The organism is Pedobacter petrophilus, from assembly GCF_009674725.1.
GTDB lineage: Bacteria > Bacteroidota > Bacteroidia > Sphingobacteriales > Sphingobacteriaceae > Pedobacter > Pedobacter petrophilus.
Genome location: NZ_WKKH01000003.1, coordinates 110,550 through 136,526 on the forward strand (window position 1 = coordinate 110,550; position 25,977 = coordinate 136,526).

Consider the following 25,977-nt stretch of genomic DNA (forward strand, 5'->3'; position numbering starts at 1 on the left):
TTTTCTTTGATATTAGAAACCAACATTTAAACCCAAAGTATATGTTCTGGGTCTCGGGTATAAGTTAAAATCAATCCCTGTAGACAATTCCGGATCCAGGCCGTTGTAATCAGAAACGATAAATACGTTCTGTACGTTAGCTGAAATGCGCATGGTCGTATTGCTGTTTTTAGCAAGTTTACCTACGTTATAAGATAAACCAACGTTATCCATTTTTAAGAACGAGGCATTCTTAATAAAGTAATCGCTCAAATACTGTGTACCAGAACTACCAGAGAAATTGGTGTTATATAAATCCACACCGGCGTTGTTTAAAATCCCTTGTGTACTTAAGATGTTATTTCTGATTCCAAAGTTTGATGAAATGTTATCGTACACATAGTTTCCAATGCTCGCCCTAAGCACAGTAGTGGCGGTCCATTTTTTGTAAGTGAATGAGGTATTGAAACCAAAAGTGAAGTTTGGATCTGGTGATTTGTAGAAATACTGATCGTTGGTATTAATTACCCCATCGCCGTTTAAATCTTCATAAACACCTTCTAATGGCAAGCCATTGGCATTGTATACTTGTTTATAAACAAAAAATGCACTTGGAATCTGGTTAACAGCATTCCATTTTAAGGTATTCCCTGTACCACCTGTAATGTCACCTGCACCTACTTTAGATCCTGCATCAGGATTTAAAGTCAAATTGGTAATTTTTCTTTTGTTGTAAGCAGCATTTACACCAAATTCCCAGGTTACATCGTCTTTCTGAATGGCAACGAAATTCAAACTGGCCTCCGCTCCTTTCACTTCCATATTACCCACATTGGTAGTTAACAGGTTACTAAAGTTAGTACCTACCGGGATATTGATTGTGCTTAATAAATCCTTCGTTTTTTTGTAATACACATCTACGCTACCGTACAATCTTCCTTTTAAGAAACCGTAATCCAAACCAGCATTGTAAGTGGTTGTGGTTTCCCATTTCATATCCGGATCATAACCGGCAGGACTGTAATAATTGTAAAAATTGTTTCCTACCTGGTATTGACCATTATTTGTATTGGCATAATACCTGGAGATGTAATTGTAGTTGCCAATGGTTGCTCCATCTTTATTACCCGTCTCTCCATAACTTAATCTCAATTTCAAATCAGATACTACTTTGCTGTCTTTTAAGAAATCTTCGCCAATAATTCTCCAGGTAAAACCTGCTGACGGGAAATATCCCCAACGATTTTCCTGAGAAAACCTTGAAGAAGCATCTGCCCGCATTGTTCCGGATAGAATATATTTATCAGCAAGCGTGTAAACAAATCTTCCGTAATAAGAAAGCAACTTTTGTCTTTCCACGGCATTAGGGAAAACCGGCGTAGTTAAAATTTCTCCGGTTCCTTTGTAAGTATTGAAATAAAAATCAGTGGTAGCGTTATCGTAATAACCATAACCTGCTGTTACATCAAACCTACTTTTAATGCTCTCTACCGTTTTGGCGTAGTTTAAATAGAACTCTGAAAATTTATCAGAACCATTGTTTAACCTATTTTCGTAATAACCATTTGTTGAGGCACGTTGCGCCGCATAAACAGGCACTGATTTAGAACCATAACCTTTAGAAATATCGTAACCTAGGTTCAAGTTTGCATGTAATTCCGGAAGGAAGTGGAAAGAGTAATCAAATCTCGCATTACCGAAACTTCTTTCTGCATTACCCCGATTATTTTGCTGTCTGATTAACGCAAGCGGGTTACGGGGTGCATTGGGGTTAGGCACAGCAGCAGCGCCCGTTCCAGAAATCCATTCGAAGTAGCCTCCGAATTTATTATCAGCATAAACCGGTTGTGTAGGATCAAACTGAATGGCGTTTTGAATCGCCGCATCATCAGGATATTGAGAGTTGCTTAACGTTCCTTTTAAACTTAAATCAATTTTTAAGTGATCATTAAATAAACGTGGAGACAAGGTTAAACCCCCAGTTGCTCTTTTAAGCTTAGCGGTAACCAATACGCCGTCCTGATCCAAATAACCTGCAGAAACACGGTAAGGAACCCCTTTAAATGATCCGGAGATACTCAATGTATTATCTGTAGAAAATGCATTTTGATAAATTTCATCCTGCCAATCTGTATTTGCAGTACCTAGAAGTGCCTTTTGTGCAGCTGTTCCATTCGCGTTTACATAAGCACGAACCTGATCAGCCGAGAAAACATCTACTTTTTTCGCAACAGTTGCAATCGAATTATTAGTACTGAAGTTAATTACAGGAGCACCTGAACTACCTTTTTTAGTGGTAATTAAAATTACACCGTTAGAAGCCCTTGAACCGTAAATTGCCGTTGCGTTCGCATCTTTTAATACAGTGAAAGTTTCAATGTCATTCGGATTGATTAAAGAAAGCGGACTTGGTGCGTTTCCAATACTGTTTCCGCTGAAAGGCACACCGTCAACTACAATCAGTGGATCGTTACTGGCGTTAAGTGAAGCGCCACCGCGAATGCGGATCTGGCCTCCTGCACCTGGGGCACCACCACCTGAAATGATGTTTACACCGGCAACTTTACCCTGAATTAATTGTTCCGGAGTAGTAATGGTTCCTTTTTGAAAATCTTTTGAACTTACCGTGGTGATGGAACCGGTTAAGTTTTTCTTTTCTGCAGTACCGTAGCCAATCACGACTACCTCATTTAATTTTTGGGCATCTGGCACCAGTTGAAAGTTTAGCGTTGTGTTGCCAGTAACGCTTGCGGCTTTATCTAGTGTTTGATAGCCAATAAAGCTTGCAGATAATGTTACCGAACCATTCGATAAACCTGACATTTTGAAATTACCGTCTCCATCTGTTGATGTACTTCTGGTTGTACCTTTTACAACTACGGAAGCACCAGGTAATGGTAGCCCGGTTTCATCAAGCACTTTTCCGGAAATTGATCCGGATTGTGCTTTTACGATTAATGCTGAAAAAACTAACAGCACCAAAAGCCCCTGTTTTAACAGGTAAAATACTCTCATATTCGAAGCTCGTTTAAGTATAAAAATTTGGTTAAATATTATAGTGAATTACACACAGGGCTAATTTACAGCACATAATCGCATTTCAAAATTTATTTAAAAAATATATTCCATGCGAAAAATCGGTCTGTAAAAACCCAACAAAAACTTAACTTTGATTTAAAATGGAAATCTTAAAAAACAATTGATTTAAAAATAATTAACTATTAATCAATAACTTATGAAAGTAAAATTAAGATTAAAAGTGTATTTTATACACTAAGCTATTTTTAATGACTTTTTCGGGAACGTTCCCGAAAAATACCATGAAGAAATCTCCTCATTTTCGGGAACGTTCCCGAAATTTGATCATAATTCTGCGTATTTTACACTAAGTGAAGAAATTTTTTAAAATTTTCCGCCCTGAAAAATGAGCTTATTTTTTGCCGCTTTCAGGCAAATTTGAAGTAGAATTTCTGATAATCATTTTGGAGTCTAAAACCACTTCACTAAAACAATTTTTATCCTGGTGATGATCCAGAATTTTAAATAATAACCTAGCAGCTTCTTCCCCAATTTCTACCGCCGGCTGCGTAATTGTTGTTAATGACGGATTAAGTAGTGGAGCAATTTCCAGACTCGAAAAACTAATCACTTTTAAATCATCCGGAATGGAAATTTCCAGATCGTAACAGGCATAATAAGTGGCAAAAGCCAAACGCTCTACCGAGGTAAATACGCCATCCGGTTTTAGGTCAACCAGTGCATTTTTAATTATGATGCTGTTTTCTTCGTAGCTGTTACTGCAATCTACAATCAATTGCTCATCAAATTCGATACTATACTTCGATAATGCATCAAGATAACCCTTCATCCTGGTTTTACCAATCGATAAACTTTTATTTACCACTAAATACGCAATGCGTTTGCAGCCCTGCTCAATTAAGTGTTCAGTGGCCTGAAAACTGCTTTTATAGTCATTTGTAATTACCCTGGGTGTTTCAATATCATCATAAATTCTATCGAAAAAAACCAAAGGCAAACGTTTCGTTTCAAACTGATTTAAGTAATTATGATCATTTGCCTCCCCAGAAACCGACATAATAATGCCATCGGCTCTGCCATTATGCAGGTGACTAATAAAAGTAACCTCCTTATTATAATCATCGTCCGTTACATAGATTAAGATGTGATAGCCATTTTCTCTGGCCACACGCTCAATACCATGAATGGCTTGTGAGAAATAATTATTAGCTAACTCTGGCACAATTACCGCAATTGTTTTGCTTTTTTGTTCTCTTAAATTGCTCGCGTAGTGGTTAGGTTGATAATTTAATTCTTTTGCTTTGGTAAGAATACGTTCTTTAGTTGCACCATTAATATCGCTGTTATCTCTAAAAGCACGCGAAATTGTAGAAGTTGATAAATTTAACGCTTCTGCTAATTTCTTAATATTAATACTGTCCATCTGGTTAAACGCTAGTTTGCTTAATTCAGCTGTAAATATAGATTATAAAATTACTTTTTTGAAGGCGTTTAGGCGGTGTACGCACAAACCATCCATTTTAATCGGTATTTGTACCGAAAAATTAAATGCAACCTATATATTTGAATCAGGAAATCTAATTTTTTTGTTGAAATTGTTTCAGTGATGCCCTATAATTGCACAAATGATTTAATTTTTTTAAAACAAAAAACAGTCTTTAAGTATTTATACTTATTGACAGACTATTGAATTTGCCTTTCATCAAAAACCAATAATATTGAAAAAAATTTACTTTAATGGGAACTAAGAAAATACTCATTGCTGATGATGATGAGGGAATTGTGGATGCAGTAACGATGATATTGGAAGTGATGGGTTATGATGTCGAATTTACTTATGATGGCGGTACCGTACTTGATGCCGTAAAAAACCGTCAGGATTTAATTATGCTCGATATTTGGATGAGCGGACATGATGGCAGAGACATTTGTAAGTTACTAAAGAACAATCCTGAATATAAAGAAATTCCCATTTTAATGATTTCAGCCAGCAGGGATATCCGGCAATCTGCCATGGATGCCGGCGCAAATGACTTTATGGAAAAACCCTTCGAAATGGATTCTTTGTTAAACAAAGTTGATCTGCTCTTAAATTAGTTCGCTCCCTGTTGCCCCTGATTAACCTTGATAACCTAACATTAAAATTGTAGCCAAAGAAGCTAATCAAGGTGCCGGAGCCATTTTCTACCTTGGCTTAGGTTAGTTATTTCATATAATAATCAATATTGTTTCCTGGTTAATTATCATAGTTGATTTTCCATCTTTTGTAAAGAAAGAGATTTATCTTCCCATATCCTGATAAATTTCCGAAATTTAACGTCTCACCTTCGGATGCATGATAAAGCCAGATAACCGAAGTTACTCCTCTATAGTATCATGTCAGATCAGCCCGAAAACGCCATAAGAAAGATCATCCATATTGATATGGATGCATTTTACGCGTCTGTAGAGCAACGCGATTTTCCTGAGTATAGGGGAAAACCATTGGTGGTTGGTGGTAAACCAGATAGTCGCGGGGTAGTTGCCACGGCAAGTTACGAGGCCAGGCAATACGGCATTCGTTCTGCAATGTCTTGTAGCAAAGCTTACCAACTCTGCCCCACCGCCATATTTGTTTACCCCAGATTTGATGCTTATGCTGCGGTATCAAAGGCGATCAGGGAGATATTTAGCCGCTACACCGATTTAATTGAACCGCTTTCTTTGGATGAGGCCTACCTGGATGTTACTGATGATAAGCTGGGCATAGGTTCTGCTATTGATATTGCAAAATCTATTAAAGATGCCATCAAAAATGAATTAAACCTTACCGCTTCTGCCGGCGTTTCAGTTAATAAATTTGTTGCTAAAGTGGCTTCGGATATGAACAAGCCTGATGGCTTGACATTCATCGGTCCTTCAAAAATTAAGGCCTTTATGGAGAAGTTGCCGGTAGAAAAGTTCTTTGGCGTAGGCAAAGTTACGGCAGCAAAAATGAAAGCCATGCAAATCAATACCGGTGCTGATTTAAAAAACCTTAGCGAATCGCAGCTGATAGCACAGTTCGGAAAATCAGGAAAATTCTATTATAAAATTGTGAGGGGCATAGATAACAGACCCGTACAACCTCACCGCGAAACGAAGTCGGTTGGTGCGGAAGATACCCTATCAGAAGACACGAACGACCTTGCCACCATGCATGAATTATTAAAACAAATTAGTGAGACGGTGGCTTTGAGACTGGAGAAACACCAGTTAAAAGGTAAAACGGTTACGCTGAAGATAAAATTTGAAGACTTTAAACTGATCACCAGAAGCCGGTCATTCCCGGTTGCCATAAACCAGGCCGGGATTATGTTTCAGGAAGCGATAAAACTGCTCGAAGAAGCCAATCTGGGAACAGCAAAAGTCCGCTTGCTTGGTATTACTTTATCCCGTTTTTACGAGGATATTATTGTGGAAAATCCTGGCAGCAACCAGCTGGAATTCAACTTCTAATTATTAGCAACCTGGTAAACGGGATCTTCCATTACGTTCACTTCGATCACGCCATCTGCATTGCGCAATAATCTTTTGCAATCATCGCTCAGGTGCCTCAAGTGAAGCTTCTTGTTTACTGCCTTATATCTTTCTGTGAGTTTATTTAAGGCATCAATTCCAGACATGTCATAAACGCGGCTATCTTTAAAGTCGATGATTACATTTTCCGGATCACCTGATACATCAAATTTTTCATTAAAGTTGGCCACAGATGCGAAAAACAATGGTCCGTAAATTTCATAATATTTTACGCCATCTTCGCCAACATATTTATTAGCCCTGATTCTTTTGGCACTTTCCCAGGAAAATACTAAAGCAGAAATGATTACGCCAATGAGTACCGCTAAAGCAAGATTGTGTAACCAAACTGTAATTACAGCGACAGAAATCCCAATAAAAATATCTTGTTTAGGCATTTTATTAATCACTTTAAAGCTCATCCATTCAAATGTACCAATGGCAACCATCATCATCACACCAACTAAAGCTGCCATCGGCACCCTTTCAATAATAGGTGCACCTACCAGAATGATCAGTAAAATAGTTAAGGCTGCGATGATTCCTGAAAGTCTTGCCCTTGCTCCTGCAGATAGATTAACCAGTGTTTGTGCAATCATCGGGCAGCCGCCCATCCCTGTAAAAAACCCATTAAGCATATTGGCGATGCCTTGCGCAATACTTTCTCGGTTTCCGTTACCTTTAGAATCTGTAATTTCATCTACCAGATTTAGGGTTAGTAAGCCTTCTGTTAAACCTACGCCAGCCATAATTAAGCCATAAGGAAAGATGATTTTAAGGGTTTCCAGATTAAAGGGAATTCGTGGAACATGAAAAGGCGGGAAACCACCACTTACTGAGGCAATATTTCTAACCAGTTTAGTATCGATTCCGAAGCAGAAAACCACTAGAAAAACAACAATAATTGCCACTAAAGAAGCAGGAATGGCTTTGGTAAACTTTGGAAGCAAAATAACAATAGCAATAGTTAAGGCTACCAAAGCCAGCATAATATACAATGCTGTACCGCTTAACCAGGCAGCCTGACCGTTAACTACCGTTTTAAACTGTTCTAACTGCGACATAAAAATGATTACTGCAAGGCCATTTACGAAGCCGAACATTACCGGTTGCGGCACCAGCCGAACAAATTTGCCCAGTTTAAAAAGGCCCACTATAATTTGAATCACGCCTGCAAGCGCCACCGCAGCAAATACATACTCTATGCCGTTACTCTTCATTAAAGCAATCAGTACAATTACCGTTGCGCCAGCCCCACCAGATACCAGCCCCGGCCGGCCGCCCAGAATGGCGGTAACCAACCCCATTATAAAAGCCGCGTACAAACCCATTAAGGGAGGAAAACCAGCAAGAATAGCAAACGATAATGATTCGGGAATCATCGTCATGGCTACCGTTAAGCCGGCTAATATCTCTGTTTTATAATCGATTCTTTTCGAGAAATCGAAAAGTTGTAGAGTAAATTTCATTCTTTACAATTAAAACTGCAAATATGAAGTTTTTTCTACCGTTTATTGGCAAATTAATCATTTAAATCTTCCACCAAAGAAGAACATTTAGGGATAACAACATCAATGCGCTAGACCGGAAGCAGACATGTTTTCAATGATATGGCTATGTTTCTATTGATGTGCCTTTAACCACTCCAATCTACGTTGATCTGGTAAATGTTTCACTTTAAAATTTTCGAATTTAGCTTCAAAACCCTTCCCATCCGGACTTGCAGCCATCAAACCTACCATAACAGGTGTATTGTCCGGCAAGGGTGCGTTGCGGGTCATGATGTAATTTTTATCATCCAGAGAATAAAATATCTCTACCGCATCGAGCCTACGCACTACTTTGATCCATATAAATGGCGGTACTTCTGTTAAAGGCATCACACTCCAATCACTTTTATCCTTTGTAACAACCGTACTCAAATTAAATTTTCCATCTACAAATTCAACACCCGTTTTAATATAATTTTTATGATCAATGCGCATCATCAATCCCATTTGGTCGAAACGAGCTTTATAAGCACCGATAAGTTTCACCTTGGCTTCGAACTCGCCGCCATAAGTAGCATAATAAAAGGGTGCATCATCAACAGTAAAACCATAATGGGAAATCCGCCAGTAATCGCTTCCTGGCGTAACCTGCATGGTTAAGCTATTGTTCTTAACTTCCCATTTTTCTGGTTCGTTAAACCATTGCATTTTATCGAGGCTTTGTGCATTGAGTTCATTCAGGCTAAATAATATAACCAGTGCGAGTAAGATCTTTTTCATTTTATTGCTTGATTAAAAGTTTTTGATAGTGATTCCGGATGTACATAATTGAATGTAATTTTTCATCCCCGAATAACCTTCCAAATTTGTAACTTCGCAAAGTTATCTAAGCTTAAAACCAAATTCAATGGTAATAAATAACCATTAATTTTGCGCCATGCGAGACCTGCTCAATATTAAACTCTTTTCTCAATCCTTCGAAACCACCTTAAATACGGATCAGCAGCTGCATAATGCCCGGCTTATTGCCGAAATGTACAGCAAACTTGAAAATGGCATTAGTGTGTTAAGTGATTTGAAAGCCAGAAAAAGCTATCTCTATTATGGAGCATTTGCCGAAAACCTAGGCCTTTCAAAACAAGAGAATGAAATTAATTCCATTTGGGAGGATCAGTTGCTGCAAAAAATCCATACCGAAGATTTGCATAAAAAATATCGTCTGGAATTTCAGTTCTTTCAGCTTTTAAATACGATCATCACTGAAGAAAGGATGGATTATGAGGTGATTACCAAGCTCAGAATTAGAAATAACGCTGGAAAATATGTTTTGGTGAAACATCGATTATTGTACATCGCAAGCTCGGAAGATGGGAGTATCTGGTTAGCGCTGTGCTTGTATAATATGATTTATAGTCATCCTGAATTTTCGATTCCGCAAGGAGCCATCACGAATAAGCGAACCGGAAAGATTATTGAGCAAGACGACGAGCGCTTTATGGATCTTCTTTCTACAAGAGAGAAAGAGATTCTGCGACTAATTAAACACGGGAAAAGAAGTAAAGAAATTGCGGATCAACTGGCATTAAGCATTAATACGGTTAATCGCCACAGGCAAAATATATTTCAAAAACTGAACGTCAGTAATGCATTGGAAGCCTGTAGAATTGCCGAAACAATGGGTTTATTGGCTTCGGTAAATGATAGATTAAACCAATTTGGATAGCGAAGTTCTGATAATGTACTTCAATACATCTAAATCTACATCTGCCAGTTATTGATGTATAAGCAACCCACGCCGGTTTTGTGTTCTCCCAACTGTTCCAGTATTTCAGCATACAGCTATTCAACTGATCTCAAATATTATTTTCAATACTTTAAGAAATACGCAAAATCAATTATGGTCTAAACCTCAGCAAATCTGATTTGTCTTTCAAAAATGTTATTGATTACCATACTGGCAATGCCTAAAATACAAGAATCCTGACCAAGTTCAGAAGTTACTATCTGCGTGTTCTCCCTAATTTCAGTCATGCTGTAAGTATTAATTGCCTGGATAATGGGAATGGTAATGTATTGCTTTGCTTCAGCCATTTTACCACCGAGAATAATCACCTCAGGATTAAATAGCTGCACTAATGTTGCGATCCCTTTGCCTAAGTTACTCCCTACAATAGATAGAATGCTAATTGCATATTGATCGCCCCTATTGGCTGCATCAATTACGAGATAGGGTTCTATTTTATCAATTTCATGATCGGATAATTCATTAAGAAGGGAATGCTGACCAGATTTTATACCTTCCTTGGCCAGTCTTGCGAGTGCAATACCAGAAGCAACTGTTTCCAGGCACCCTTTTTTACCGCAATAACACAATGCACCTTCATCAATCAGCGGAATATGTCCAATTTCTCCGGAAAAACCCCTGCTACCCTTACGCATTTTGCCATCCATGATGATCCCTAATCCAACGCCCCAGTCCATTAACACAACCAATGCATCGCTAATGCCTTTTGCTAATCCATGTTTGCTTTCTGCAATGGCAGCACATTTAACATCGTTTTGCAGAAACACCGGGTAGCCGAATTTAGTTTCCAGTACCTCTTGTAATGTTTTTTCTTTATCTTCTGATCTAAGATAAGTATAATTTATACCCGCTTCAGCATCAACCAGGCCAGGCGTAGCTATCCCTATACCCACCAGTTTAGTTTTATCGATTTTAGCAGAGGCGACCAATGTATCAATGAAAATGAGCAAATCTGCTATAGCCGACTGATCCTTGCTGATTCCTTTAAATAAAGTATGTATTGTGGTAATATAGTTATTGTTGTTATCAAGGATTGCTGCCCGCGTTCTGAATTTTTCCATCTCTATGCTCACCATGTAAAAAGTAGCATCTTTCAATACGTAGAAATCTGGTTTTCTACCACCCATAGATTCACCTTTGCCTTTTTTTTCTAAAATATTATCAGCAATTAATTCATTCAGCAGTATCAGGCAAGTTGGAGAACTAATGCCTACTGCTGTGAAAATTTCACTAACCGTAGTGGCCTCATTCTCGTATATATATTTAAGAATTTTTATTTTCTGCAGGTATTTTTTTCTCTCCAGATTACTCAACTCACCGAGTTTTTTCTCATCCATAGAAAAGTAATCAGGCCGAAGTGTTATTTCCATATTGATCGCGTATTTAAATAGAACTATAAAGCGTAAACCATGCAACTTATATAAAAATTTTATATAAGTTGCATGGTTTTTATAAAAATACGATTAATTATAACGTGTTTTATAAAAAATATTACAAATTACTTGATTAAATGTAACTTTTTTACATAACTTTAAAATAACAACTATTTACCTACACAGAACCATACGCGTATTTAAATTTAAAGCGTTGCTCACGACTACCCGACCATTAGTCATTTAGCTATAAATACACAAGCACCAATAACAAACTTAAAACCAAACCATGAAGAAAACTTACACCCCAGATTCCTAACTGTTTTCAGAAACGGTAGAAAGACATTGTACTTTCTAAAAATAAAACAAACATATTTTCATTTGTGCTAACCGTTCTATGTCCGGACCATTTTAAAAGGTTCCGTAATGTTATGCAGCACTAAACCAAATTATTTGATGAAAAATTTACAAACGATTTTCCCATTTCTACATGCACGCCGCTCGTTTAAGTACAATACGCTATTTAAGTTAGCCATCATGCTCCTCATTTTGCTCTCTTCACAACTGCAAACTGCCTTCGCACAGTCAGTTGTTAAAGGTAAAGTTACAGATGCAAAAGGTGGCGTACTCCCTGGAGTTAGCGTTAAGCTACAAGGTTCTTCAAACGGAACCACCACCAACAATGACGGGGAATTTTCTCTTAATGCGCCTTTAGATGGCATCCTCGAATTTACTTATATCGGCTACGTGAAAGCTACATTACCTATTGGTGGTAAATCGGTAGTTACCGCAATCTTATCAGAAAACAATCAAAACCTGAATGAGGTAGTGGTAGTTGGCTACGGTACCACTAAAAAAGTGGACGTAACCGGGTCTATTTCGAGTATTAAAGGCTCAGATCTACAAAACTTGCCGGTAGCTTCAGTTACGCAGGCTTTAGATGGTCGTGCTGCTGGGGTTAACATTGTACGTAACGATGGTTCGCCAGGTGCTGCACCGAGTATCAGAGTCCGTGGTACAGGAACCATTAACGATGCCAATCCTTTGGTCGTTATCGACGGGGTTCCTTCCAGCAACCCGGATGCGTTAAGTGATGTAAATCCTAACGATATAGCCTCGGTGGAGATTTTAAAAGACGCGTCTTCCAGCGCAATCTACGGTACACGTGCTGCAAATGGCGTAGTTTTGGTAACCACCAAAAAAGGGAATTTCAGTCAGAAATTATCCACTTCGGTAAATGCATACACCGGTTTTTCTAACACCACGCGTTACCTGGACCTGTTAACGGCTCCAAATTTATACACGCTTAAAAGAGAGCGTTACACAAATGATGGTGCTACAATAGAGGCGCCTTGGGATGATCCTTATTACGCTACACAACGCACAGACTGGCAAAAGGCGATCCTGGGAACGGGTAAAGTAACCAGTGGTGACGTAAATATCCAGGGTGGTAACGAAACTTCCACCTATTATTTTGCCACCTCCATGTACGATGAAAAAGGTATTATTGATAAAGCAAGATTTAAACGTTTTGGTACACGTATAAATTCTGAACATAAAATTAAACCTTGGCTCAAAGTCGGAGAAAATGTACAGGGAACTTATACAGAAAGCAATTCATTCAATAATAATGATTCTCAAACTGGTTTGCTGTTCTCTGCTTTACGCTTTAACCCTGCAATTCCTACGGTAAATGATGACGGCACTTTTGGTACTTCCAAAGCATTTGCCAACCAGCTGGGCGATATTAATAACCCTTATTCAACCATTCAGCAGACCGATGCTTACACCCGAAAATACAGGGTGATTGCAAATGTATTTGCAGAAGTGAACATTATGAAAGACCTGAAATTCCGTGCGAATTACGGTTTTGATGGTACCATTACCAGGGGCTATAATTTCAGTGTGCTGGATGTAAATCAGGCAAGACAAACGACTAATTCGAGCCTTACCCAATCAGAATTGGAATCGCATTCTAATCTACTGGATTTGTTTCTTACTTATGATAAAACGATTAACAAGAGCCACTTAACAATTACTGCCGGTTATTCTAAACAGGATTTTCAAGGTAGTAATTTCAGTGCAGCAAGAATTGGCTATGACAATACTGCCTTTGATCAACGCGTGCTAAGTCAAGGCAATACCTTACTTACGGCTGCCGGAACTACCGATGACCCTACCGCATTAGAGTCTGTATTTGCTCGGGGTTTTTATGATTATGATGGCAGGTTCCTGGCTACTGTAACCTTCAGGGCTGACGGTTCTTCGCGGTTTGCGCCGGGCAAACAATGGGGATATTTCCCTGCATTTTCTGTGGGATGGAGAATATCTAATGAAAAATTTATGAAAGAGGTAAACTGGATCAGCAATTTAAAGATAACAGGTGGATGGGGCGAGCTGGGTAACCAAAACGTAACGCCTTTCCAGTATGTAAGTTCGATCCTCGTCGGAAACACCTATGGAACAAATGGTTATACTTTCGGCGGAGCAGGTTATAATGGGGCGGCGATCACTAAAACAGCCAATCCGAATATCACCTGGGAACGTTCGGCCATGACGAATGTTAGTGTGGAAGCCGGATTTTTGAAAAACAAATTGAGCACTACGCTAACTTATTTTGATAAGAATACGAAAGATATGCTAATCCCTGCCGTGCAGGTAGGAACTGCCGGTACAACCATTGCATCAGATGTAAATGCAGGGGAGATGAGCAACCGGGGTGTTGAGGCTGAAATCAATTACAATGCAGGCAATGAGGTGAAGTATTCTGTGGGGATAAATGGTTCGTTTATCAAAAACAAAATCACTAAACTTTATGGAGAAAGCGCTTATATTTCTTCAAAAGTTTATGGTCGTTCCAGCCAGGAAATCTCCAGAACGTATGAAGGACAGTCTATCTCTTCTTTTTACGGCTGGAAAACAAATGGGTTATATCAAACACAGGCAGAAATTAATAATGATGCTGCACTGGCAAATGATTCTCGTAAGGGTGCTATTAAACCAGGTGATGTGCGTTTCTTAGACATCAACGGTGATGGCTTAATTGACGGAAAAGACCGTACCTATATTGGTAATCCGAATCCTGATGCAACCCTGGGCCTGCAAGGAAGTGTATCTTATAAAAATTTCGATCTATCTGCTAATTTCACTGGTGTATTGGGTATTGATTTGTACAATGCAGACAGGATGCAGGGGATCGATCCTACGTATTCTTTTAATTTGTATGGAGAAACAATTGGAAGGTGGACTGGCCCGGGAACGAGCAATACGATCCCTAGAATGTCGCTGGATCGCTCTAATGATAACTACAGAACATCAGATCTGTTTATTGAAAACGGTAGTTACTTTAGTTTAAAAAATATCACCCTGGGTTATACCTTCCCATCAGCATTGGTTAAAAAAGCAACATTTAGCAGCCTTAGATTATACGTAACCGGTCAGAATGTATTTATGCTTACCAAATACACTGGTTACACACCAGAATTAGGTTATACAGATGGCAACAGACAAAGAGGTGTTGACGTAGCGCAGTACCCTTCTGTACGTTCATTTACGTTTGGTTTAACCCTTAAATTGTAATCCTATGAAAACGAAAATAAATATTCTTGTACTAACAGCGATTGTACTTTTAAGTGCGGCTTGTAAAAAGAATCTGGATCTAGACCAGAAAGGTGTTTATAATACAGACAATTATTTCAAAAACGAAACAGATGGGGTAAATGCAGTTACCGGAATCTATAACCTGCTTGAACAGGAAGACTATATCAGCCATGCAGAAACTACGTTTGATGTAGCCTCGGATGATTACTGGCGTTCGGGCGATCATTCTGAAGATGAAGCAATAGAAAACCTGACTTACGATGCTTCTAATGCACAAGTGCGGTATAGCTGGACGTATAAATATGAAACGGTTAACCGTTCTACAAATGCGATTATCAATATCCCTAAAATACCAACAATGAATGAGGCTGTGCGAAGCAGAAGCATGGGCGAAGCGTACTTTATGCGTGCTTTTGGCTATTGGCGCCTGATGTTGATTTATGGCGATGTACCTATTATTTCAGAATCAGATTTCACAAATAAAACCTTTAATAAACCGAAATCGAGCGTTGAAGAAGTTAGAAAACAAATTGAAGCCGATTTATTAAAGGCCGTAGATTTACTTCCAGAGTCTTACGGTACTACAGATAGAGGTCGCGTAAGCAAGGGAACAGCTTTGGGTTTGCTCACAAAATTATATATGTATTGGGAAAAATTACCGCAAGCCATTACTACCGGACAGCGTTTAATTGATAACCCAAAATATAATTTAGCGGCTACTTACAAAGAGAACTTTACCCGCGCCAACGAAACCAGCACAGAAATCCTCTTCTCTGTTCAAGGTTTACAAAACATAGTACAAAACGATTATACCATTTACTACATCCCGAGAGCCTGGGGAGGATATGGATTTAGTCAGCCATTACAAGGTTTAGCAGACGAATTCGAAGCGAATGATTCCCGTAAAGCGGCCACTCTTTTGAGTGTTGGCGATAAAATCAATATTGGCGACGGTGTAGATGACCAAACCTTTACCAGCAGCCTTTCATCTACAGGTTTTGCTTTCCGCAAATATGCAGTCTTCTACCCATTTGGATCGGCAGAAGGAAATGGTGTTGATCATAATTATGCAGTTCCATTAATGCGTTCTGCAGATATTTACCTGTTAGTAGCCGAAGCCAGAATCCGTACACAAGGTGCAGGAGCCGGCGATGCCCTCATTAACCAGGTCCGCCGCAGAGCATCTACCTTATTACCTCCTGTTGCTGGTGCAGGCATGACCCAATTGATTCACGAGCGACGCGTAGAATTAGCCGGCGAAGGAGAAAGACACCAGGATTTAATGCGCTGGGATAAAACCGGAATAGTTAATATCGCAACCATCTATAACCGTGCAGTATCAAAAGCACCGGTAGACCAGGGAAAAACGGTTACTTTTATTCGACCTAAACACTATTATTATCCAATCCCACAAGTAGAAATAGACAAAGCTGGTGGTGTATTGGTACAAAACCCTAATTTTTAAAAATACTATGCATAAGTACATCATTTTATTGTTTCTGGCAGTCGTAACCATGGGTTTAACCACCCATGCGCAAGTAGACCAGCAAAACACCGCTGCCTTTTTAAAACGTATCGTAGCTAGCCGGGCGGGAGATTTCATTGTAGAAGAAATCCCCAGGAAAAATGAAAAAGATGTGTTTGAAGTGGAATCCAGAAACAATAAAATTGTACTACGCGGCAACAACGGCTTATCTGTTGCCTCAGCCTTAAACTATTACCTGAAAAACTACTGCCAGAGCGATATTGGCTGGAATGGCACCAACCTGAACATTCCTGCTGTTTTGCCAGTAGTATCAGCAAAAATTCATAAAAATACCCCTTACAATTACCGTTACTACTTAAACTATTGCACCTTTAATTACACCATGGCCTGGTGGGATTGGGAGCGTTGGCAGAAAGAGATCGACTGGATGGCTTTAAATGGAATTAATATGCCGCTAGCCATTACCGGCGAAGAAGCCATCTGGAGAGATGTATACCGCTCTATGGGGTTCACCGAAAAAGAACTCGAAGGTTTTTTTAGCGGTCCGGCTTACTTTTCCTGGTTGTGGATGGGCAACATTGATGCCTGGGGCGGTCCGCTGCCACAGCACTGGATGGATTCCCATAAAGAACTGCAGAAAAAAATCCTCGAACGAGAGAGATCATTTGGGATGAAGCCTGTTTTATCTGCTTTTACTGGTCACGTGCCACCTACATTTAAAGATAAGTTCCCAAAGGCAAAAGTAAAAAGAACAAACTGGGATGCTGGTTTTCCGGATGTATTTATCCTCGATCCTGAAGATACCTTGTTCGAAAAAATCGGAAAACAATACATTGAAACACAGACTAAAGAATTTGGAACAGATCACTTGTATTCCTCTGATACCTTTAACGAGAACATCCCACCTACTAACGACTCAACTTATCTGAGCGACATGAGTAAAAAGGTGCTCCATTCCATGACAGCCGCTGATCCTAAAGCAATTTGGGTGATGCAGGGATGGATGTTCCATTATAACAATAAATTCTGGCAACCGCAGCAGGTGAAAGCTTTACTAAATGCGGTACCAGACGACCAGATGATTGTGCTGGATTTATACAGCGATGCACACCCGGTATGGAACCGTACAGATGCCTATTATGGTAAACCATGGATCTGGAATATGCTGCAGAACTTTGGTGGCAACATTAGTTTGTTTGGTAGAATGCGCCATGTGGCAGCAGATCCTTCGATTGCATTGCATGATCCTGAATCTAAAAAGATGGTGGGTATTGGGCTGGCTCCCGAAGGAATTGAACAAAACCCTGCATTATTTGGCTTAATGCTGGAAAATGTATGGAGAGATACGCCAATTGATGCGGAAGCATGGCTGAAAGATTATGCAAAGCGCAGGTATGGTAAAAAAGTGCCGCAGCTGGATGAGGCCTGGAATATCTTACTGAACACCGTTTATAGCGGCGGTTTGACTGAAGGTGGAAATGAGTCTATCATTGTAGCCCGCCCCACCTTCGAGAAAAAAATCGACAGGGTACTGACGGGAGTATCTTACGACCCACTTCAATTGGTAAAAGCCTGGGGACTATTTACTGCCAGTGCAGATGAACTAAAAACCAGTGATGGTTTTGAATATGACCTGGTAGATGTTACCAGGCAGGTATTAGCCAATTATGCGAGCCCACTTCAACAGAAAATGGCAGCTGCTTACCAAGCTAAAGACCATGCTGCCTTTAAAAAATACAGCAAAGAATTCCTGGAGCTATTAGATGATATGGACCTGTTGTTAGCCACCCGCAAAGATTTCCTGCTGGGCAAATGGATCAATGAAGCAAGAGCAAACGGCATTACAGAAAAAGAGAAGAATTTATACGAATTTAATGCGCGAGACCTTGTAACCTTATGGGGTAATAAAGAAAGCAGTTTAAGAGAATACTCGAACCGCCAATGGGCGGGATTAATTAAAGGATATTATAAACCAAGATGGGAAATGTTCTTTAAAACAATTGATCAGTCGCTGAAAACCGGTACAACAGTAGACTTGAAAGCTTTTGATAAAAATGTAAAAAACTGGGAATGGCAATGGGTTAATCTCCATAACAATGCCTATTCTGATAAAATAAAAGGTAATTCTTTTGAAGTGGTGGCAAAACTTTATGCTAAATATAATGATACGATAAAAGCCGCTCATGCTAAATAAAATGAGCTTAAAGCCACATAATATTCTCAGCTGATGAAATACGGGAGACTTTTATATTCTTTGCTGCTGGCCCTTTCTATTTCTACAGTTGCCAATGCACAGGAAGTTGTAAATGACCACATGTTCCATGCATTGCCTGCAGCAAAGAATTTTAGCGATTTCGACAGTAAAGGCTTTCTGATCAATCAAAAAAGAACCTTTATTGTCTCTGCCGGGATGGAATATGCCAGGGTGCCCCATGAACTTTGGCGGGAACGCCTGCTGCAACTTAAACGGGGAGGCTTTAACTGTGTTGAGGTTTATACCATCTGGAACTTCCATGAACCTACGGAAGGGAAATTTGAGTTTGATGGCGACCAGAACCTCGATCAGTTTCTTGCTCTTGTGAAAGAAACGGGACTATATTCAATTGTTCGTGTTGGCCCTTACTATTGTGCAGAATGGGATCAGGGTGGTTATCCCATCTGGTTACGCTTTAAATCTGGTGTACGGGTGAGGGAACCGAATGCAGAATTTGAAAAATATGTAAACCGCTTCTTTGACCGCTTGCTGCCTATTGTAATGAAACACCAGATTAATAAAGGTGGCTCCGTAATTTTAGTACAACTCGAAAATGAACATCCTAAAGGCTGGGGAACGGATATACCTAACGATTACTTTAAACACCTGCAAAGTAAATCTTTAGCCATGGGGATGGAGGTACCCTACTTTTTTAGCGGTGTACATCATGCAACTGATCCTGCCGGAAAAGGAATACTCGATGATCCGAAAAGACCTAATCCGTGGTTTTCTACAGAATTCTGGAGCGTTTGGTATTCACAATATGGAGCTAAACCGACAGATGCAGCCACTTACGACCGCCGTACCTGGAAAATCATTGCTCATGGCGGCAATGGCTATAACTTTTACATGGCGCATGGCGGATCTAATTTTGGCTACACCAATAATGATGAAGACGCAGCCTCTTACGATTATGGCGCCGCAGTTGGCCAGGCCGGAGATTTACGCCCGATTTACTATACTTTTAAACGTGCCGGATATTTTGCACGCAGTTTCCAGGAAATATTGGAAAATAGTACCGACGCATCCGCAGCTTATCAATACCTAACACCAGATACTACACTCAAAATAAGTGCAAGGATGAGCGAAGCAGGAACTTTAATCTTCCTCGACAATTCTACTGAAAAACAGCTTACAAAAACCATTACACTTAAAGGTTTACCTCCTTTTACGATCAACTTATTACCAGGCGAGATCCATCCAATTGTACACCAGTTTAAACTGAATAATCAGGTAGAATTGAATTGGGGATTATCCAGAATATACAGTGTTATAAAACAGCAGAATACAACTACCCTCTTGGTAGAAGCAAATGCCGGAGACCCGCTGTATCTAAACTTTATTACTGCTGGAAAAGCTGTTATTAAATCCACTATTCACGTCGATGATTTGAAAGTAACCGGCAACAGTATCACCTTAAACACGGTATTTAAACCCGCTGACCAACCAACTCTTTATCTTTTTAAAACAGGCAATCAACTGGTTCGGATCCTGGTAATGGACAAGGCGGCAACCAATAAAACATGGATCACAGCCGAAACAGGAAGTGAGGCGATTGTTACCGGTGTTTCTTATCTTGGTGAAACGAAACTAAGTAGCACAGGCTTTGAAGGTGTAGCAACCTATCCGTTAGCTGCCGCAAAAGACACCCACGCCATGCTTTATCTCGAAAATGGGATCAAAAATCTGATTGTTGCCCCTGTTCAGGATATTAAAATAGATACGCTACTGAGTTTAACGCTATGGGAAAATAAAGATGCTTCGATTTTTGCCGCATCTGCTACAAATAACGGAAAGTGGATCGCTAGTGAAAATCCTTTACAAATGGGCAAAAATGGAAACCTGACCAATTCGGCCTGGTACCGAACAAAATTTAACGCACCTTCTACCGGAAAATACACATTACAGTCTGACGGGGGCGACCGTGCAACGGTATTTGTAGATGGAAAACTGGTAACCCACTGGAAGATCAGAAGTGGTGAGTTAACCCTAGACCTAAAAAAAGGCACGCATGACCTGGGCTTTTTTACTGCCCACGATGGCCGTGATAAACTGGCTGCCTACCTCGGTCCTATTACAGATATTGATAAAAAAGGACTTTCTGGCATTACCCGAATTAAAAAAGGCGGACCATTTATCGCTACCCTTGATAACTGGTATTTCACCGCTGCGTCAGATTCAATAGCTATTAAGAATGGCCCACCTCTACTCGACACACTCAAAACCACAAAATATAAAATCGGAGCAGATGTATTCAAACTTAAAGAGGGCTATGGCTGGTTTCAAACCGTTGTTAAAGCCCAACCGGGTCTTTCCATCCTAATCATTAGCTTTAAAAGTACAGATGAAAATGCAACCCTGTTTATTAACGGTAAAAAAGTATTAAGACACGAAGGCTGGAATATTCCTTTTGAGTATAAAATCACCGAGCCAGCTATCCTGGCTAAGCCGATTGAACTCTCTGTTTTTATAGAAAACATAAGTAACGAGGGCGGCATTGATCAGCCTGTAAAGATAAATTTAATGGGAACAGGAACCGTTTTAACCGGATGGAAGATGAAAAACGGTGTAGATCCCGAAGATACTTCCGTAAATTGGGAAATTCTTGCAGGCGTTGATTCCCTTAATGGCCCGCAATTTTACCGATCCACGTTTAATCAGCAAAAATCAGCCAACAGGTATCTAGTATGGCGTGTTCACCCTTATGGCATGGGGCACGGTTCAGTTTGGGTTAACGGCCATAACCTGGGGCGTTATCCGGAAAAGATCGGCGATATTGGCCTATATATTCCAGAACCCTGGCTAAAAGAGGGACAGAACGAGATTCTGATTTACGATGAAGATGGTAAAAATCCAAGTCAAGTAAAAATAACCTTGGAAAGCGCAGCAAGCAAAATCAGTTATCAGTTAAAGGCGCAATAGCTTAAATGATTGCAGAACGCCAGCACATATATTAATAGAACCTATGGAATTAGCAAACAATAGATTTACCACGCTCGATATCTTCAGAGGAATGACCATCTGTTTCATGATTATTGTAAACTCTCCCGGGTCTGGCGCAGTGGTATGGTCACCGCTGGATCATGCGGCCTGGTTTGGCTTTACACCCACCGATCTCGTTTTTCCATCCTTTCTGTTTGCGGTAGGAAATGCCCTAAGTTTTTCTAAGAAAAAACTTGAAACCAATTCTGCTTTTTTAGCAAAAATATTTAAGCGAACAGTCATCATCTTTTTGCTGGGCTACCTGATGTACTGGTTTCCCTTTATGCATCAGGATCATGATAACTGGGTATTTAATTCTTTAAGCCACACCCGTATTATGGGCGTTTTGCAACGAATAGCCCTATGCTATTTTTTTGGTTCGCTTATCGTGCATTATTGTTCAAAAAAAACGGCTATTATTATTTCTATATTACTTCTGTTACTCTATTGGGCATTTTTACTCCTATTCGGTGCAGTAGGAGAAGAATACAGCATGTTAGGTAATGCAGGTACTAAATTAGATATCTTAATTTTAGGTGATGCCCATTTATACCACGATCATGGCGGCCCAATAGCCTTTGACCCTGAAGGATTACTAAGTACCATCACAGGGATTGTTAACGTAATTGGCGGCTACCTGGCTGGTGCTTATATCCAGCGTAAAGGAAAAAACTTTGAATGTGTAGCTAAACTATTAATGATGGGCGCATTACTGATTGGTATAGCCTTATTCTGGGGACAATTTTTCCCTATTGCTAAAAAATTGTGGACCAGCTCTTTTGTATTGCTTACCATCGGTTTAGATCTGGTGATCCTTGGGATCTTGATTTACGCCATCGAACTTAAGAACATCAAATGGGGAACAAACTTCTTCCTGATTTTTGGAAGGAACTCTTTGGCTATCTATCTTTTATCAGAATTACTGCTCGTTATTTTGCAATTCGTGCATGTACAACAAGGTGTGAGTTTCTTCAATTGGATTAACAATGTTTTTTACCAGGTAATTTTCCCCGGCGCATTTGGCACCCTTGTATTCGCAGTAAGCTTTATGATGCTCTGCTGGTTTGTAGGTTATCTGATGGATAAAAGAAAAATTTATATTAAAATCTAATCCCGCATGTTCGCTAAAATATCCCGTTCACACTGCGTTATACTGTTATTACTTTCTTTATCCCTGTCAGTTCACAGCCAACAGCAGCAGGAGCAATCAAAAGGAAACACTTTATGTTGATCCATTTATTGGCACAACAAAAAGCAATGTACTAACCAGCTGGGGAGGCAATGGAGGCACTTATCCGGGTGCAGTCGCTCCATCAGGCAATATTCAGCTCACGCCAGAAACGCGGGTAACGGGGGCAAAAGGATATGATTACAACGATCAAAATATTTTCTTTTTCAGCTGTTTTAAGCACTTCAGCGGTTTCCCGGAAGGATCTTCAGGACAAGTGTTCATTCTCCCGGTAGAGAAAGGAAAAAACTTTGAACCAGGAAAATATAACCGACCTTTTAGTCATACACAGGAACTAGCAACACCAGGTTATTATAAAGTGGTATTTACCGATAATTACACCATTGCCGAAGCCGCAGCAAGTACCCGAACAGGGATTTTAAAATTCACCTTTCCTGCAAAGATAACACCACAGATCTACATTGGGGAGGCCGGAGATCTTACCCTGAAGAGCAAACGTTTAATTTATGGATCTTCAGGAAATACCACCATTAACCTGTCATCCAACATTATCGAATCTGACATCGTTAAAGGCGGGTATTTATTAAGCTTTGAAAAATCAGATACGGCAGCGCAAATCATCACACTCAAAATCAGTTCATCTTCAGTAAGTTTCAAAGGTGCACAACAGAACATCGATCAAGAAATTGGCCAACTAGACTTTGAGACTTTCCGGGAAAGAACAGCTAAAGAATGGGATACGCAACTCGCTACAGTCGAGATCAAAAATCCTTCAGTTGAGAATAAAAAGGTTTTTTATACGGCACTTTACCATTCGCTGCTCATCCCCTGGGTATTTTCTGATGCAGATGGAAAATATAAAGGAGCTGACGGTAAGATTTACCATACGAAAGGAAAAAATCAATATAGCGGTTTTTCACCATGGGATACTTTTCGTTCTTTACATCCCCTCCTGACTTTGTTATATCCTGAAAAACAAAATGATGTCATTCTATCGATGCTTGATGTATATGAGCAAACGGGATATTTGCCAACAGAAACCATGACTGGAAACCATGCAGTGCCTATCATTGTAGATGCTTATCTTAAAGGGATTACCGGTTATAACCGCAACCTCGCTTATACCGCAATGCGGAAAAGCATTTTGGAAGGTCCGTTTGCTAAAAACGACATGGAAGTGTATCACCAGCTAGGGTACGTACCGTTTTCCAGATCTGAATCGGTAACCAGAACGGTAGAATATGCATATGATGACTGGGCGCTGTCGCAATTTGCAAAACTGGTAATGAAAGACCAGCCAGATCAGCAATTGCTGGAAAAACGCGGCTTAAATTACAGAAACCTTTTCCATCCTTCAGATCTGTTTATGCTGCCAAGACAAGGCCATGCATATAAATTAAACCCCGGCATGACGGGTTATAAAGAAGGTAACAAATGGACATACACCTATTTTATTCCTCATAATGCCAAAGACCTGATCAATTTGCTTGGTGGTGCTGAAGCATTTTCAAACCGTTTGGATTCTGCAATGACCCATAACGTAATCCTGTACGATAACGAAACCGTACTGCATTTGCCTTACTTATTTAACGCAGCTGGTCACCCGGCACTCACGCAGCAATGGCTCAGAAACATTATGCTCAATCGATTCTCTGCAACTCCCGGCGGCCTGCCTGGTAATGACGACCTCGGTTCTATGTCGAGCGCCTACATTTTTAATGCCCTGGGCTTCTTTCCCATTAGTCCCGGAAACCCAAATTATGCCATTGGCGCCCCATTATTTGAATCTGTAACCCTGCACCTGGCCAATAAAAAAAAGCTGAAGATCTATGCACAGCAACAATCTTCAACAAACAAATATGTCCAGTCGTTAGCTTTTAACAAACAAATTTATAATCAATTAGACATTCCACATGAGTTATTGGTTAAAGGTGGTCGGCTGGACTTTGTTATGAGTTCTATTGCTACACAAACGTGGCCAACAAACAGAAATCCGGTATCCCTTTCTTTTACTAAAAAAGACGCTAATATTAAAATTTTAAAATATAGCATCAGTAAAAAACAAGTTAACCCTAATGAACCCTTTCAGGTACATTTCACCCTAAAAAATGAAGGAAGCCTCGGAACCAAAAAGGTTATTATTTACGCGAACGGGAAACCATGGTTGTCTAAATCATCATTAGTAGCCCCTGGCACCACCCTTACAGACTCCATCAGCGGTCACCTGTATGCCTTAGGCACCATAAAAATCAGCATAAATCCATTAGCTAACACAACGATTAAAGTTATTGCACCAAAGAAACCAGTTGCTCAACCTTTTCAGATTGTTGAACTGACAGCAAAACCAATTATAAAATTAAACACCGAACAAGAAATCAGCTATCGCATTAAAAACGTTACGGGGAAAGTGCAAACCTTTAAACCCCAGGTTATCCTTAATGATTCAAGCAACAAAGAAACACTGCTTTATACTGATCGGGTATACCTCTTACCAGGGCAGCAAAAAATCATAAATCATAGATTTAGCGTAAATCGAACTGGCTTGCAAACAATCAGGACAGGAAACAGGCAATCGATATTTAAAGTTTACGAAACACCTTTAACCGCTTTACTTTTAGACTTAAACTTTAATAAATTACACGGCAATCAAGTTCCGGATGCTTCCGGTTTTAACAATAACGCATTGCTGATTAGTGAATCAAAGGATACTAAAAAGCATTTTATTGATTTAGGTGACAGTACTTATCTGGAAATTCCAAATGCTCCAAGCCTGGATCAAATGGAAAATAACCTCACTATAATGGCATGGGTTTATCCTGCCGGAGAGGGAAAAGGTTTGACGGATATACTCACAAAAGGTGATAGCCACGTTATTCAAACTACAGATAACAAAACATTAACATTCTTTGCCGGTGGCTGGGGACGAGGAGATTGCACCATAAAACTACCTGCAGATTGGGAAAGGAAATGGCATCATATTGCTGGTGTTTGTGAGGGCGATGTACTTACCATTTACCTGGATGGAAAACTAGCCGGAAGTGCAAAAGTTGATGGCATAGCCAATCTTTCCAACACCAGCCAATGGCAAATTGGCCGTAATGAAGAATTTCCTTCAGAAAGAATATTTCACGGTAAGATGGATCAGGTTAAAGTATACGGACAGCCATTATTGGCAAAAGATATTGAAGCTTTATTTGAAAGGGAAAAACGCAGCTATTAAAAAGCAGATTTCATTATTTGCATT

The 25,977-nt window shown here is 39.8% G+C and carries 14 protein-coding genes; 9 read left to right on the forward strand and 5 right to left on the reverse strand.

Annotated features, from left to right (window positions below; genetic code table 11):
* Positions 1 to 12 precede the first annotated feature (12 nt).
* Positions 13 to 2,994 carry a SusC/RagA family TonB-linked outer membrane protein gene (locus tag GJU39_RS02795; protein WP_154279169.1) on the reverse strand — a complete coding sequence of 994 codons (2,982 nt, stop codon included), beginning with the start codon at positions 2,992 to 2,994 and terminating at the stop codon, positions 13 to 15.
* Positions 2,995 to 3,409: 415 nt separating this feature from the next.
* On the reverse strand, positions 3,410 to 4,441 hold the full coding sequence (locus tag GJU39_RS02800; protein ID WP_154279170.1) for a LacI family DNA-binding transcriptional regulator: 1,032 nt from the start codon (positions 4,439 to 4,441) through the stop codon (positions 3,410 to 3,412).
* 314 nt (positions 4,442 to 4,755) lie between these two features.
* Here GJU39_RS02800 and GJU39_RS02805 point away from each other — a divergent pair, with 314 nt between their 5' ends.
* Positions 4,756 to 5,115: a response regulator gene (locus tag GJU39_RS02805; protein WP_154279171.1), complete on the forward strand. Its 360-nt coding sequence runs from the start codon at positions 4,756 to 4,758 to the stop codon at positions 5,113 to 5,115.
* Positions 5,116 to 5,394: 279 nt separating this feature from the next.
* Positions 5,395 to 6,495, forward strand: a complete 1,101-nt coding sequence (dinB, locus tag GJU39_RS02810) for a DNA polymerase IV (protein ID WP_154279172.1) — start codon at positions 5,395 to 5,397, stop codon at positions 6,493 to 6,495.
* On the opposite strand, the gene GJU39_RS02815 is transcribed toward dinB, so the two are convergent.
* On the reverse strand, positions 6,492 to 8,024 hold the full coding sequence (locus GJU39_RS02815) for a SulP family inorganic anion transporter (protein ID WP_154279173.1): 1,533 nt from the start codon (positions 8,022 to 8,024) through the stop codon (positions 6,492 to 6,494). The genes dinB and GJU39_RS02815 overlap by 4 nt on opposite strands.
* A 153-nt stretch (positions 8,025 to 8,177) precedes the next feature.
* Positions 8,178 to 8,825 carry a DUF1349 domain-containing protein gene (locus GJU39_RS02820; RefSeq protein WP_154279174.1) on the reverse strand — a complete coding sequence of 216 codons (648 nt, stop codon included), beginning with the start codon at positions 8,823 to 8,825 and terminating at the stop codon, positions 8,178 to 8,180.
* A gap of 157 nt (positions 8,826 to 8,982) precedes the next feature.
* Between GJU39_RS02820 and GJU39_RS02825 the strand changes: the two genes are divergently transcribed.
* Positions 8,983 to 9,768, forward strand: coding sequence for a response regulator transcription factor (locus tag GJU39_RS02825; protein ID WP_154279175.1), 786 nt, complete (start codon positions 8,983 to 8,985; stop codon positions 9,766 to 9,768).
* 179 nt (positions 9,769 to 9,947) lie between these two features.
* Here the strand turns inward: GJU39_RS02825 and GJU39_RS02830 are convergent, their stop codons facing one another.
* Positions 9,948 to 11,219 (reverse strand): ROK family transcriptional regulator, encoded by a 1,272-nt coding sequence (locus tag GJU39_RS02830; protein ID WP_154279176.1) that lies wholly within the window; start codon positions 11,217 to 11,219, stop codon positions 9,948 to 9,950.
* A 459-nt stretch (positions 11,220 to 11,678) separates the two neighbouring features.
* Between GJU39_RS02830 and GJU39_RS02835 the strand changes: the two genes are divergently transcribed.
* From GJU39_RS02835 to GJU39_RS24160, 6 genes are read left to right on the forward strand one after another with little or no spacing between them, the layout of a single operon-like run.
* Entirely contained in the window at positions 11,679 to 14,801 is a 3,123-nt protein-coding gene (locus GJU39_RS02835) for a SusC/RagA family TonB-linked outer membrane protein (RefSeq protein ID WP_154279177.1), read from the forward strand.
* Between the two features lie 4 nt (positions 14,802 to 14,805).
* The gene (locus GJU39_RS02840) at positions 14,806 to 16,287 is read left to right on the forward strand and encodes a RagB/SusD family nutrient uptake outer membrane protein (protein ID WP_154279178.1); all 1,482 of its coding nucleotides are present in this window, start codon (positions 14,806 to 14,808) and stop codon (positions 16,285 to 16,287) included.
* A gap of 7 nt (positions 16,288 to 16,294) precedes the next feature.
* Positions 16,295 to 18,502, forward strand: coding sequence for an alpha-N-acetylglucosaminidase (locus GJU39_RS02845; protein ID WP_154279179.1), 2,208 nt, complete (start codon positions 16,295 to 16,297; stop codon positions 18,500 to 18,502).
* A 33-nt stretch (positions 18,503 to 18,535) separates the two neighbouring features.
* Positions 18,536 to 21,484 (forward strand): beta-galactosidase, encoded by a 2,949-nt coding sequence (locus GJU39_RS02850; RefSeq protein ID WP_154279180.1) that lies wholly within the window; start codon positions 18,536 to 18,538, stop codon positions 21,482 to 21,484.
* 43 nt (positions 21,485 to 21,527) lie between these two features.
* Complete coding sequence (locus GJU39_RS02855; RefSeq protein WP_154279181.1) at positions 21,528 to 22,655, forward strand: acyltransferase family protein; 1,128 nt, start codon at positions 21,528 to 21,530, stop codon at positions 22,653 to 22,655.
* On the forward strand, positions 22,642 to 25,953 hold the full coding sequence (locus tag GJU39_RS24160; protein WP_342448171.1) for a GH92 family glycosyl hydrolase: 3,312 nt from the start codon (positions 22,642 to 22,644) through the stop codon (positions 25,951 to 25,953). Before GJU39_RS02855 ends, GJU39_RS24160 begins: the two co-directional genes overlap by 14 nt.
* Positions 25,954 to 25,977: the final 24 nt, after the last annotated feature.